Below are 13,586 nucleotides of genomic sequence, written 5' to 3' on the forward strand. Positions count from 1 at the left end.
CATCAGGCTCCACTACGCATCAGCACCTGGCGTACTTCCAATGGCGTGACTTGCCCTCGGCCAGCCATTCCAGAGTCTGCGCAAGGCGCTTGTCGCGTGTGGCGTCCGTCTTGGCCTCGACCAGCCATTCGATGTACTCGCGACGATGGCTGGGACTGAAGCCGTCGAACGTGGCCCGGGCACGGGCATTTTCCGCCAGGGCCCTGGCCAGTTCCGGGGGAACCTCCAGTGGCGCCTTGGCCGGCCTTTCCTTGGTGACGGCGGAACGCTTCACGCCATTGTCGTTGAGTTTCATCGCCCGCCGGATCAGCGTCGCGAGGACCTTGTCCGAAGGCAGGTCCGAAAGATCGGCCAGGCGCCCGAACTGCCCCATTGCCTTGGTCTCGCTGGGCGTGGTGACGACCTTTTCATCCAGCCAGAACCCGAAGCTGCAGTGCTGCTTGAAGGCCGCCATCCCACAGAGCATGCCCTTGTACTCGAAGTACGGCATGCTCCATTTCAGGGTTTCAAAGACCTCGGGGCAGGTGGCATGAACCACCTCCCGCAGATGTGAAAGCACCGGCTGCGCGAACGCGGCGGATTTGGCGATATACGCATCGATACGCGGATCACGCTGCCCCATGCTGTCCTCACCGTTTGAATGCCAGCCTTCGCTCCGGCTTCTAGCGACGGACGCCGACCCGCGCCGCTTCTGCCGGATGGCGCCGAAGCCAGGCGGCGACATAGGAACAGGCCGGCACGATCACCCAGCCCTCCCTCGCGGCCACCGCCACGGCCTCCGCGGTCAGCGCGGCGGCAATGCCGCGTCCGCCAACTTCCGAGGGAACCCCGGTATGGGTGATCACCATCGAGTCGCCGTTCAACCGGTAGTCCAGGTGGCAGTGATGCCCCTGGACCTGCGCGACAAACATTCCGTTAAGGCGATCGTGTTGGATCGTCAACGCCGTGGCGGAATCATCCATGGTGCCTCCTTCGCCAGTGCCAGGCTACCAGTGGACGCCCCGCATCAGGGCGGCCACGGCGATCTGCTCATTGGTCGGCTGTTCTAGCTCGGGCCGGCCAGCCATGCCCTTGGCCGCGGCAGAGTCCGGGAACAACCGGAACGCGCTGTTCATGATGATCTCGTAGGCGCGCGGCGCCAAGGCATAGAGGATCGAGGCAAACAGCCCCAGCCGCGTGGCGATGCGCACCGGACGTTCGATGATGGCCTGGACGACGAGGTCGGCGGCCTCTTCCGGCGTCAGCGTCGGCACGTGGTCGTACATCTTGGTGGGCGCGATCATCGGCGTCTTCACCAGCGGCATGTTGATGGTGGTGAAGTTGATGCCCAGGTCCGAATACTCGGCCTGCGCGCAGCGCGAGAACGCGTCGAGTGCCGCCTTGGAAGCGACGTAGGCCGAAAAGCGGGGCGCGTTGGTCAGCACGCCAATCGACGAGATATTTATGATGTGGCCCTTGTGCCGCTCGGACATCGTCGGCAGGAAGCCCATGATCAGACGCAGCGCACCGAAGTAATTGAGCTGCATGGTGCGTTCGAAATCGTGGAAGCGGTCGTAGCTGAGCGCGATGGATCGGCGGATCGAGCGCCCGGCGTTGTTGACCAGGATGTCGACCGAGCCGTGTTCCTCGATCACCCGCTGGGTGAAGGCGTCGCAGGAAGCCAGGTCCGACAGGTCGACGACATAGGTGTGGCAGATACCGCCAGCTTCCTCGATCTCTTTCCGGGTCGCGGCCAATTCCTCTTCACCGCGGGCGCAGATCACCACGATCGCGCCGGCGCTGGCCACCTTCTGGGCCACCGCCTTGCCGATGCCCGACGAGCCGCCGGTGACCACGACGACCTTGTTCTTCACCTTTCCGCTCAGGGAGCGGTCGACGAAGAGGTCCGGATCGAGATGGCGCTCCCAGTAGTCCCAGATCCGCCAGGCGTAGTCTTCCAGCTTCGGCAGCTTGATCTTGGAGCCCTTGAGCGCGCGTTCGGTCTCGCGACTGTCAAAGCGCGTGGGGTAGTTGATGAACTTGAGGATGGCCCGCGGGATACCGAAGTCGCGCAGCACCATCTGGGTGAACCGCTTGATCGGCGGCAGGCTGCCCAGCGCGCCCCGGATACTCTGGGGGATGAAGGCAAACATGCGCGCATCCAGGCGCATGGTCATCTGCGGCGCGTGGCCGGCGCGGGCAAAGATATTGAGTACCTCGCCGATGCGGCGCGGCGCCGGGTCGGTGAGGTGGAAGCAATGGCCGTCCAGGCCGGCCTTGTGGGCAATGTGGTCCATCACCGCGGCGACCCAGTCGACCGGCACCAGGTTGGCGCGACCGCCCTCCAGGCCGACGGTTGGCATCCACGGCGGCAAGGTCTGGCGCAGCTTCTTGATCAGGCGGAAGAAATAGTAGGGACCGTCGATCTTGTCCATCTCGCCGGTCTGCGAGTTGCCAATGACGATGCCGGGCCGATAGATGCGCCAGGGACGCTTGCATTCGCGCCGCACGATCCCTTCCGAGTCGTGCTTGGTGCGGAAGTAGGGGTCATCGAGGTCTTCGGCCTCGTCGAACATGTCTTCGCGAAACACCCCGGGATAGAGGCCGGCCGCCGCGATCGAACTGGTGTGATGGAAGCATCCGGCGCGAATCAGCTCCGCCAGGCCAATGGCATTGCGCGTGCCATCGATATTGGCCACCTGCTGGCTTTCGGCATCGGCGGAGAGGTCATACAAAGCGGCAAGATGGAAAAAGTGCTGGACCTTGCCTTCCAGTGTCTTCTGCATCGCCGGCGAGACGCCCAGCTTCGCCTTGGCCAGGTCGCCCGTCACGGCGACCAGGCGCTTGTCATCGGCGCCCAGGTCTTCCTTGAGCTGCTCGAATTTCTCCATCGACCCCTTGCGGACCAGGCAGTAGATGGTGCCCTTCCGCTTGAGCAGGTTGGCGACGAGGTGACGCCCGATGAAGCCGGTTGCGCCGGTGACGAAGTAAGTCATTCGCATCCCCTTGCAAGATCGTGCCAGCAAACGTGGCGTGGCCCGACGGCGCAGTGCCGTGGACGTGAGCGCATAAGATAGACCTGCCCGCGGGGGCATTCCAAGCGCCATTCAAACGTCTGATTGATCGCGTTGACCCTATTGTATGTGCATGATAAAAGCTCGCATTCACAACGCGCGAAGACGCGTCTTCCGATGACCGAGAGCACGCCATGTCCGATCTGAATCTCAAATTCGAAGAAGCGGCCAAAAAGGCGCTTGACCTGCCCGAACGCCCTGACAACGACACACTGCTCAAGCTCTACGCCCTCTACAAGCAAGGTTCTGCCGGCGACGTCTCCGGGCCCAAACCGGGATTTTTCGATTTTGTCGGCACTGCGAAATACGAAGCATGGGCCAAGCTCAAGGGCACCAAGCCCGAAGAGGCGCAGCAGAAGTACATCGATCTCGTCAAGAAGCTCGGCGGTTGATGCAATCCTCCGTAAACCCGCGCGGAGTACGCTGATGGCCCGCCGTACACGCGAACGCATCCTCGAAGTCGCCCTGGTGATGTTCAACTCCCAGGGCGAGCCCAATGTCACTACCAACCATATTGCCGACGAGCTGGAAATCAGCCCGGGCAATCTGTACTACCACTTCCGCAACAAGGACGACATCGTCGAGCAGTTGTTCGCGGCCTACGAAGCGCGCATGGATCAGGCGCTCAAGGTGCCCGAGGAACGCCTGCCCAATCTCGAAGACATCTGGCTGCAGCTCCACATGGTGTTCGAATGCATGTGGGACTACCGCTTCCTCTATCGGGACCTGGTCGACATCCTCTCGCGCAACCGCAAGCTGAAGCTGCACTTCGGGCGCATGCTCAACCGCGCTGCCGTGAGTGCCTCCGAAGTGCTCAAAGGGTTGGCGCAGGCGGGCATCATGCGCGCGACGCAGGATGAAATCCGCGCCAGCGCGGAAAACGTGCTGCTCCTGACGACGTTCTGGCTCAACTTCAATGCCGTACGCAACTCGCGCGCCGATCCGAACCAGGAAGACCTGACCCAGGGCATCTACCAGGTGATGCTGCTGATTGCGCCCTTCCTACGCGACGCCGAGCGCGTCCACCTCAATACGCTGGCCCAGGCTTACCGGCGCTGACACCCCACCTTTTGCAATACCGCGCGGCTTGGCCTATACTCGCGCGTCTTTGTATGCGCAAGCTGTTTCGAGGAGCTATCCCATGAAAGTGCTGAGTTCGTTGAAGTCCGCGAAACAGCGTCACCGCGACTGCAAGGTCGTGCGTCGCCGCGGCAAGGTGTTCGTGATCTGCAAGAGCAATCCGCGCTTCAAGGCGCGTCAGCGCTGAGCGATCCGACATCCGGATTCACGAAAGGCCGCCTCCGGGCGGCCTTTTTATTTGCGCATGGTCCGGGCGCGCACTTTCCCAGGACTCGAACGGCCGTGAGTCGGCGTGAACCGGGTCCCGCTTCGCCCCGCCCTGGCAGCACCGGCACCCGACGCCCCTCGTTCTGCATACCAGAAGCTCAGTGCCTCGAAAAATCTGCCCGCAAGCGTGTGACGGTTCATGGATCCGGCGCTAACCTTCTGTTACAACACGCATTGCCGTGTTCGGCCCCCTGTTGGCCAAGGAGAACGCCATGTCGCACCGTTTTCTGTCCGTTTTCGCAGCCTTCGGCCTGACCGTCGCCGCCCTGGCACCCGCTCAGGCAGATACCCTCCTGATGCAGCGCGCCAAGGAAGAGCACGGCGCCATGCCGGGCCGCGGCTTGTCCATGGCCCAGGTCGAGAGCCGTTTCGGCGCCCCCAAGGCCAAGCTGGACCCGCGCGGCGGCGATTCCGCCAAGCATCCGGTGATCAACCGCTGGGAATATGACGGCTACATCGTCTATTTCGAACGCGACAAGGTCATCGATACCGTCATGAAGAAAGCCAGCCCCACCGAACAGGGCCCAGCGACCCGTCGCTGAGCTATTCCTGCCGCGGCCGCCAACCCGGTCGCGGCGCGCAAGCCCTTGTCGCACAAGGGCTTGGTGTATCCCTCCCGGTCAGCTATGCTGCGCGATTCCGCTTGCGCGGCGCTTGGCGTCCGTCGCCGGCACTGCACAGTGAGTTTGCCGAGAGGGATCTGTCGTTGTGACGTCTTCTTCCGTGTTCCGCCTGCCCGCCGAATGGGAGCCGCAGGCTGCCGTCATCGTGGCGTGGCCTCACGCCGATACCGACTGGGCCGACCGCCTGACCGAGGTTGAAGCGACCTATGTCGCCCTGGTGCAGGCCATCGCCCGCTTCGAGCGCGCCATCGTCTGCGTCGCCGACACGGCCTTGAAGAACCACGCGACGCGCCTGCTGGGCGAGGCTGGTGCGGATCTGCCCCGCATCACCTTCGTCGAACTGGAATACGACGATACCTGGTTGCGCGACTCCGGCCCGATCACCCTGACCAACGCCGAGCGATTCCGGCTGATGGATTTCCGTTTCACCGGCTGGGGCGGCAAATTCGAAGCCAGCCGGGACGATCGCCTGGTCGAAGGGCTCCTGGCGAAGCTGTTCACCGGCAACCACATCGAACACCGCCGGATTGACTGGGCGCTGGAAGGGGGGTATCGAATCGGACGGCGTCGGCACGGTACTGACGACCTGGAAATGCCTCACCCAGCGCCACCCGGAGCAGAGTCGCGAGTCGATGGACGCCATCCTGCGCGACGGCCTGGCCGCGCAACGGATCCTGTGGCTGGATCACGGCTACCTGGAAGGCGACGATACCGACGCCCACATCGATACCCTGGCGCGCTTCGCGCCCAACGACGCCATCGTCTACCAGGCCTGCGACGACGCGGCCGATCCGCATCACCCGGAACTCGCCGCCATGGCGGCCGAACTGGCCGCACTGCGTACCGTCGACGACCGCCCCTACCGGCTGTTTCCCCTGCCCTGGGCGCAGCCCATCCTCGATGAAGGACGCCGGCTGGCGGCCTCCTATGCCAACTACCTGATCGTCAACGGCGCCGTTCTCATTCCGGCCTATGGCGATGCAGCGGACGACCGCGCTGCAGCCGTGATTGCCCAGGCCTACCCGGACCGCACCATCGTCCAGGTGCCGTGCCGCTCGCTGATCTGGCAGAACGGCAGCCTGCATTGCGTGACGATGCAACTACCTAAAGGAGTATTCGCATGAGTGCCGACACCTTGCGTGTGGCCCTTCTGCAGGAGGTCGAACGCGGCAGCCGCGACGCCAATCTCGACGCCATCGAGGCCGGACTGCGCGAAGCCGCAGCCGCCGGTGCGCGCCTGGTCCTGCTGCAGGAGCTGCACAACGGCCCGTACTTCTGCCAGCACGAATGCGTGGATGAATTTGACCGCGCCGAAACCATTCCCGGCCCGAGCACCGATCGCATCGGCGCCCTGGCCGAGGAACTGAAGCTGGTCGTTGTCGCTTCGCTGTTCGAGCGCCGCGCGGCCGGGCTGTATCACAACACGGCCGTCGTGTTCGATCGTTCCCGCGCGATCGCCGGGCGCTATCGGAAAATGCACATTCCGGACGATCCGGCGTTCTACGAGAAATTCTATTTCACCCCCGGCGACCTGGGCTTCGAACCGATTGCCACGTCGGTCGGCAAGCTGGGCGTGCTGGTGTGCTGGGACCAATGGTATCCGGAAGCCGCGCGCCTGATGGCGCTGGCCGGCGCCGAACTGCTGCTCTACCCCACCGCGATCGGCTGGGATCCCGCCGACACCGACGCCGAAAAAGCCCGCCAGCGCGAAGCCTGGGTCACGGTGCAGCGCGGCCACGCTGTGGCCAACGGCCTGCCCCTGCTGTCCTGCAATCGCACCGGCTTCGAGGCCTCGCCCGACCGCGGCAATGGGCTGCAATTCTGGGGAACCAGTTTCGTGGCGGGCGCCCAGGGTGAATTCCTGGGCCAGGCTTCCACGGACCAGCGCGAACTGCTGCTGGTGGATATCGACATGAAGCGCAGCGAACACGTCCGCCGCATCTGGCCCTTCCTGCGCGACCGTCGCATCGACGCCTACGACGACCTGCTGCGTCGCTTCCGCGACTGACCTGCCATGACCACCGAAGATCCCCATCCCGAAGATTTCGGGCCTCCCGATCCTTTGCTCGGCCAGCCGATCCGGCGGCTGACGCTGGGTGATACCGAGTTCACCCTGCTCGGCACGGCGCACGTCTCGCGCGCCAGCGTCGCCGCCGTCGAGGCCCTGATCGAACGCGAGCCGTTCGACGCGGTCGCGGTGGAACTGGACGCCAATCGGCACGCGTCCCTGCGCGACCCGGACCTTTTGCGCAAAATGGATTTGTTCCAGGTTATCCGGCAGGGCAAGGCCGGGCTGGTCGCTGCCAACCTGGCCCTGTCGGCGTTCCAGCGCCGGCTGGCAGAGCAGTACGGCATCGAGCCGGGTGCGGAACTGAAGGCGGCGGTGGATCGCGCTGAAGCCCGTAACATTCCGGTCTGGCTGATCGATCGCGACATCGGCGTGACGCTCAAACGCGCCTACCGCAGCGTCGGATTCTGGGACCGCATGGGTATCATCAGCGGCCTGGGTGCCAGCGTCTTCTCCACCGAGGAGATCGGCGAGCAGGAGATCGAAAAGCTCAAGCGCGGTGACATGCTCGAAAGCGCGTTCAGCGAATTCGCGCGCGAATCCGAACCGCTCTACCGCAGCCTGATCGCCGAACGCGACAGCTACATGGCGGCCAGCCTGCGCGACGAAAATACCCGGACGCCGAAACGCCGCGTGCTGGCGGTGGTCGGCGCGGGCCACCTGGCTGGCCTTGAGAAGGAACTGCAGTCGCAGACGGCGGCGCCAGCGGAGTTACGTACGTCACTTGATGCGGTTCCGCCGGGCTCGCGCTGGCCCAAGTGGCTGGCAGCGGGGATCTTTGTCGCCATCTTCGCGGCCATCGCCTATGCCTTCAGCCGCGATGCCAGTCTGGGCGTCGATGCACTGCGCGACTGGGTACTGTTCACCGGAGGCCTGGCAGGCCTGGGCGCGATGGCCGGCGGCGGGCATCCGCTTTCGGTGCTGGCGGCATTCGTGGCTGCGCCGCTCAAACCGTTCCGCCCCGGCATCCCGCCGGGTGCAGCCAGCGCCGGCGTGGAGATTTTCCTGCGCAAGCCGCGCGTCGCCGACTTCGACACACTGCGCCACGACGTGAGCGAATGGACTGGCTGGTGGAAGAACCGTATCTCCCGCACCCTGCTGGTGTTCCTGCTGACCAACCTGGGAAGCATGGTCGGCGTCTACCTGGCAGGATTCAAAATATTCAAGAGTCTCGCCTGACACCCGAAGTGACCGCGATCCGTCGGTTTTCCCACCGGAACCGGGGGTCCCGCGTCCACTTCGAAACCTGCGACTACCAGGGCCGGATCGCCTCCGGCCCGTTCGTGAGCTGAGGTTCGATCTGCCATGAAACTCGCCCGTTTTCTGTTCAAGCCCCGCTGGCAAAGCAAGGATCCGGCGACCCGCCGCGGCGCCGTCACCGAACTCAACGATCCGGAGCTGATCGCGGCGCTGCCCACGATTGCACGCACGGATGCCGACGCCGGGGTGCGCCTGGCGGCGCTTCGCCGCGTCAACCAGTACGAAGCCTGGCGCGAGCGCTCCACTGCCGATAGCGACAACGGCATCCGCGAGACCGCGCGCACCGCGTACCTGGCCATGCTGATCGGCCGCAGCGACGGCGTGCCGCCGCTGGAACGCCGTGTGGCGGAACTGGACACGCTGTCGCCCGACGAGATCGAGCGCGTCGCCACCGAGGCGGTGGATCGTGATCTTCGCAGTGCAGCGCTGGAACGTGCCACGCGTCCCAGCCTGCTGGCCGCCGTCGCCATCAACGACAACGACCCGAAGCTGCGCCTGGTGGCGCTCTCGCGCATCAACGATCTGGATGCCCTGGCACGTATCGCCGAACGCACGCGCAAGACGGACAAGGTTGTCAGCCGTCTCGCGCGCGAACGCGTGGAAGCCGGCCGCATTGCGGCCGGCGACCTGACCACCATCGAGCTGCGCGCCCGCCAACTGTGTGAACGTATCGAAGCCCTGCTGGCGGTGCCTCGCAGCGAACGCAGCGGCGAACTGGCGTCGCTGGACGAAATCTGGGCCACGGTTGCCGAAACCGCCCCTGCGCAGCTGCGCGAACGCTTCCAGTCCACGCGCAGCTTCCTGCGCTCGGACACTGCCGAAGCCGCCGAACAGCGCGAACGCCTGCGCGATCTCCGCACCCGGCTCGATATCGAACTGGCACGCAAGGAACGCCCGGAAGCCCCCCATCTGGAATCCCTGCTTGCCGAAGCGAATTCGACGGTCGCCGCGACCTCGGCCGACCTGCCGGAACGCGAGCGCGTGGAAACCCTGATCGCCGAGCTGACCCGGCGGTTGGCGGCGCTGGCGGTGGAATTGCCCCCCGCCACGGCGCCAGTGGCAGCTGCTGATCCTGGCACGGCGGCGGAGAATGACATCGCCGCTGTCGAGCACGCCGATCTGGAAGCACTCGCCGCCCAGGCCCGGTTTGACGCCGCCCTGGCCCGCGCGCAGTTGGACAAGGAAAAGCAGCGCGAACAGCACCAGGCGCTGCGGCGCGATCTCGACGCCCTGGTCATCGAACTGGAAACCCTGCTGGAAGCCGGCGACATCAGCGCCGCGCATGCCGTGCACGCCCGCATCGCGACGATGCTCGAGGGCCTTCCGCCCCTGGCCCGCCACGACAAGCGTCTGGCCAATGCCCAGGCGCGCTACGCGGAGCTCAAGCGCTGGCAGCGCTGGTCCAACAACGAGCGCCGCAAGCAGCTGTGTGAACAGGTGGAAGCCCTGGCTGCACAGGGGCTGCATCCGGACGCCGTCGCCACGCGCGTGCGCGAAGCCCGGCAGGAATGGCAGCAGATCGACGCGCTCGAAACCGTGGGTGAAGGAGCGGATGCCGCACGCGCCGCCAATCCGTTCGGCAAGCGTTTCCACGCGCTGTGCAACCAGGCACTCAAGCCCACGCAGGAGTATTTCGAGAAGCGCGATGCGCTGCGCAAGACGCACCAGCAGGACGTCGAAGCCCAGCTGCAGGCGCTCGAAGCGGTTCCCGAGGATGCGGACTGGGCCACGCTCGGACGCCATCGCAAGGACGCTGGCGAAGTCCTGCGTTCGCTCGACAAGGTCGACCCGCGCGCGCGCAAGGAACTGGCACGACGCCTCAAGGACCTCATCGCACGACTCGACGCCCGTCTGGACGCACACGCCGCCGAGGTGGAGGCCGCCAAGCGCAAGCTGATCGCTGAAGCTGAACGCGTCGCCGGCGCAGCCGACCTGGCGGGTGCCGCACGCGAGGTCAAGGAGTTACAGGCTCGCTGGAAAACCATCGGGAACGGCAAGCGGCGCACCGATGAAGCGCAGTGGAAGGCCTTCCGCGCCGCCTGCGACGCGGTGTTCGGCAAGCTCGACGCCGGCCGGCGCGAACGGGCCCAACAGGAAAGCCAGGCCCGCCAGGCAGCCCAGGATCTGGTCGAACGCCTCGAAGCACTGGCGGAGGCGCCGGTCGACATTCAGCGCGCGCAACGCCGCGAACTGGAACAGAGCTGGGCCGATGTGTCCGTGCGCGACCGCGAGCTCGACCGCCGCTGGAATGCCGCGCTGGATACGATCGAGCAGCGCCGCCGTGACGAGGATCGCGTCAGACGACTGGCCCTGTTCACCCGTGCGCTGGATCGGCTCGCGTTGTGCGAGCAGGCCGAGCGTGGCGCTCTCACGGCCGACCAGGCCCTGGAACAGTGGGGTTCGGACGACGGTTTGCCCGAACGCCTCGTCAAGGCGCTGGAGCAACGGCGGTCCGCAGCGGCAGTCGCCGTGGAACGGTCCGCCGACGCCGAGACGACAGAGCACGCCCACGATGTCACCGTCGAGCTGGAATTCCTGGGTGCCGTTGAGACGCCGGAGCACGACCGCAAGCGGCGCATGGACCTGCAGGTGTCACGCCTGTCCAAGCGCATGTCGGGCGGCGACCAGACGAGTCCACGCGACGAACTGCTGGCACTGATCGCACGCTGGGTGGAAATCGGCGCGCTACCGGAGGCGCAGCACCGTGACCTGCAGCCGCGCGTGCGCAAGGCCATCGAAGCGGCGGTTGCCCGCCTTCCCTGATTGCAGAACGTCCCAGGCGCCATCCGTCACGACGGGTGGCGCGGTCACTCGAAACGCCAGCGACTGACGCCTCGCCAGATTGCCGCCTCGTCCGTTTCAGGCCATCTAGCGATGGAAGTTTGCCTGTATTGGCGACCAGTAGCGCGGTCGGTCGAGCCGGCATTGTTCGCGCACATGCAATCCGTCCGCACCGATGCGAAGCCGGATGCAGCCGCTTTCCGCTGTGTTCAGCAGCGCGGCACCACGGCTGACGAACCGCGACACGACATCCGGATGCGGATGACCGAAGCGGTTGTGATACCCGGCTGACACGATACCCAGAACCGGCTGCGCCGCGTCCAGGAACGCGGGACTCGACGAGGTCTTGCTCCCGTGATGCGGCACCACCAGCGCCAGCGGCGAAACCGGATCGTCACGTAAAACGGGCACCAGGCGCTGTTCGACCGGCCGGGTGATATCGCCCGTCAGGAGCACGCGACCGCCGGCAGCCTGGATGAGGATCACGCAGGAGCGATCGTTGTCGGACAGCAGCGGATCACCGCTGCCGCCGTGCAAAGTCCTGAATTGCACGGTGTTCCATGTCCACTCCCGCCCCGCCTCGCAGTGCACGGCACCGGGCAGATCAGCCAGAACCTGCCCGCCCTCGATACGGCGGGGTGCCAGGCCCGCGGCGACGGCGGGCGCACCGCCGGCATGATCATTGTCCGCATGACTGACGACGAGCAGATCCAGGGAGTGCACGCCGCGCGCATGCGCCGCCGGCACCACGGCCGCGCCGCCCATTTCAAAGCCGGACGGGTAGCGCGCACCCGCGTCGTAGACCATCGCGTAGTTGCTCGTCGTGACGAGGACCGCCAGCCCCTGCCCCACGTCCAGCACTTCCACATCCACCTCGCCAGGGCCGGGCCGGTCGGACCGCGGCCACAGCAGGGGCAGCAGCAACAACAGCCCCACCCATTTCATCGGCCAGCCGCGCGGCAACAGCAGCCACGCCGCGCCGGCCATCGCCAGCAGCAGTGCCAGCACCGAGGGCTCGGCAAAATGCCATTGCGCGGCCGGCAGCGTCGCCATGCCCTGGAGCAGCGCACACTGCAGGTCCATGGCCAGTGCCGCCACGCGGAGCACGGCATCGCCCGCCACCGGCGCCACCTGCGCCATCGCGACACCCGCGAGGGTCAGCGGCACGACCACGAAACTGATCCACGGTACCGCGACCAGATTGGCCAGCGGCCCGATCAACGAACTCTGCCCGAAGAACCACACACCCAGCGGCAGCAGCCCCAGGCTTGTCACGGCCTGGGCGAGCACGATTTCGCGCCACCAGGGCTGCCGCCGCTCTCCCAGGCAGAACATCAGCCATGCCACGCCGAGAAACGACAGCCAGAATCCCGCCGACAACACGGCGACAGGATCGATCACCAATATCACCGTCGCTGCGACTGCCAGCGTCTGCGCGGAACTGCTCGACCGCCGCACCCACCGCGCGCCGGCGATCACCGCGATCATGATCAAAGTCCGCAGCGTCGGTAGCCCGAACCCGGCCAGCGCCGTATACAGTGCGGCAAATGCCACTGCAGCCGGGGCTTCCCAGTGGCGGGCCGGGGCTCGCTGCAACAAGGCGGGAAAGCACCACCATACCGCCCGCGCGAGCAGGACGCCGAAGCCGGCCAGCAGGCCTACGTGGAAGCCGGAGATCGCCATCAGATGCGAAGTGCCGGTCGCGCGCAGCACGGTCCAGTCGGCATCGGTGAGCGCGCGCTGATCACCCACGGCCAGCGCGCGCAACCATCGGCTGTGCGGTTCGCCTCCGAGCGAGCGATCAATATGCCGGGCAATGTGGTCGCGCCAGGCATCTATGGCAAAGCGGCCCGGCGCGGCCAGGAAACGGTTGTCCGCGCTTTCGCGCACATAGCCGGTGGCAACGATGCCGGCCTGCAGCGCGTAGCGCTCGAAGTCGAACCCACCGGGATTGCGCAGTCCACGCGGTGGGCGCAACCGTACGACCAGTTGCCAATACGCCCCCGGCGTCACCTCCGGCGGCGAGCCGTGCCAGGACAGCCGTATGCGCCCGGACAACGGCACGGGCTGGCCCTCTGACGCGGCGGTATCGATCCTCAGGTCGAAACGCAGGGCATCCGCGCGGCGATCCGGCAGGTCCACGACACGCCCGGTCACGAGGAGATCCTGGCCTTCCAGTACCGGCGCGAGACGCGCGTGGAGAGCCAGGTCCGCGCGACAGCAGGCCCAGGCCGCGCCTACCAGCACGAGCAACCACGCGTACTGACGAGGCCAGCGCAGGAGGCCACAAACACTGGCAACCAGCAGGCCGATCGACAACACCATCGGCGGTAGCACCGGCAAAGCCTGGACCAGCACCACGCCAGCCAGCAGCGCCAGCGCGGCGGACGGCGTCAGGGCCAATCCGGGGAATCGGTGAGTGGGGTTCTGGCCATCCATGGCCACGGTGCGGCT

11 protein-coding genes and 1 pseudogene are annotated in these 13,586 nt (G+C 66.0%); 8 read left to right on the forward strand and 4 right to left on the reverse strand.

The features are described 5' to 3' along the window. Nucleotides 1-19 precede the first annotated feature (19 nt). Genes N4264_RS18205 through N4264_RS18215 form a run of 3 tightly spaced genes read right to left on the reverse strand, consistent with a single transcriptional unit; the run spans nt 20 to nt 3,086 of the window. Nucleotides 20-622 carry a YdeI/OmpD-associated family protein gene (locus N4264_RS18205; RefSeq protein WP_261693656.1) on the reverse strand — a complete coding sequence of 201 codons (603 nt, stop codon included), beginning with the start codon at nt 620-622 and terminating at the stop codon, nt 20-22. 40 nt (nt 623-662) lie between these two features. Next, on the reverse strand, nt 663-962 hold the full coding sequence (locus N4264_RS18210) for a GNAT family N-acetyltransferase (protein WP_261693657.1): 300 nt from the start codon (nt 960-962) through the stop codon (nt 663-665). Between the two features lie 24 nt (nt 963-986). Beyond that, nucleotides 987-3,086 carry an SDR family oxidoreductase gene (locus N4264_RS18215; protein ID WP_261693658.1) on the reverse strand — a complete coding sequence of 700 codons (2,100 nt, stop codon included), beginning with the start codon at nt 3,084-3,086 and terminating at the stop codon, nt 987-989. Nucleotides 3,087-3,187: 101 nt separating this feature from the next. On the opposite strand from N4264_RS18215, the gene N4264_RS18220 reads away from it, so the two are divergent. The 8 genes and pseudogenes from N4264_RS18220 to N4264_RS18255 all read left to right on the forward strand — a co-directional run bounded on the left by N4264_RS18220 (nt 3,188) and on the right by N4264_RS18255 (nt 11,114). Further along, nucleotides 3,188-3,445, forward strand: coding sequence for an acyl-CoA-binding protein (locus N4264_RS18220; RefSeq protein ID WP_261693659.1), 258 nt, complete (start codon nt 3,188-3,190; stop codon nt 3,443-3,445). 34 nt (nt 3,446-3,479) lie between these two features. Then, nucleotides 3,480-4,112, forward strand: coding sequence for a TetR/AcrR family transcriptional regulator (locus N4264_RS18225; protein ID WP_261693660.1), 633 nt, complete (start codon nt 3,480-3,482; stop codon nt 4,110-4,112). A gap of 82 nt (nt 4,113-4,194) precedes the next feature. Continuing rightward, nucleotides 4,195-4,320 carry a type B 50S ribosomal protein L36 gene (gene ykgO, locus N4264_RS18230; RefSeq protein ID WP_008215056.1) on the forward strand — a complete coding sequence of 42 codons (126 nt, stop codon included), beginning with the start codon at nt 4,195-4,197 and terminating at the stop codon, nt 4,318-4,320. A gap of 292 nt (nt 4,321-4,612) precedes the next feature. Continuing rightward, nucleotides 4,613-4,942, forward strand: a complete 330-nt coding sequence (locus N4264_RS18235) for a hypothetical protein (RefSeq protein WP_261693661.1) — start codon at nt 4,613-4,615, stop codon at nt 4,940-4,942. Nucleotides 4,943-5,108: 166 nt separating this feature from the next. Further along, nucleotides 5,109-6,147, forward strand: a pseudogene (locus N4264_RS18240) (agmatine deiminase family protein). After that, nucleotides 6,144-7,031, forward strand: a complete 888-nt coding sequence (locus tag N4264_RS18245; protein WP_261693662.1) for a carbon-nitrogen hydrolase — start codon at nt 6,144-6,146, stop codon at nt 7,029-7,031. Before N4264_RS18240 ends, N4264_RS18245 begins: the two are co-directional and overlap by 4 nt. A gap of 6 nt (nt 7,032-7,037) precedes the next feature. Then, nucleotides 7,038-8,270, forward strand: coding sequence for a TraB/GumN family protein (locus tag N4264_RS18250; RefSeq protein WP_261693663.1), 1,233 nt, complete (start codon nt 7,038-7,040; stop codon nt 8,268-8,270). Between the two features lie 126 nt (nt 8,271-8,396). Then, complete coding sequence (locus N4264_RS18255) at nt 8,397-11,114, forward strand: DUF349 domain-containing protein (protein ID WP_261693664.1); 2,718 nt, start codon at nt 8,397-8,399, stop codon at nt 11,112-11,114. 105 nt (nt 11,115-11,219) lie between these two features. Here N4264_RS18255 and N4264_RS18260 read toward each other — a convergent pair whose 3' ends face one another. After that, nucleotides 11,220-13,571: a DNA internalization-related competence protein ComEC/Rec2 gene (locus N4264_RS18260; RefSeq protein ID WP_261697655.1), complete on the reverse strand. Its 2,352-nt coding sequence runs from the start codon at nt 13,569-13,571 to the stop codon at nt 11,220-11,222. Nucleotides 13,572-13,586 lie beyond the last annotated feature (15 nt).

It is taken from the genome of Tahibacter amnicola (genome assembly GCF_025398735.1).
In the GTDB taxonomy this organism is placed as follows: Bacteria; Pseudomonadota; Gammaproteobacteria; order Xanthomonadales; family Rhodanobacteraceae; genus Tahibacter; species Tahibacter amnicola.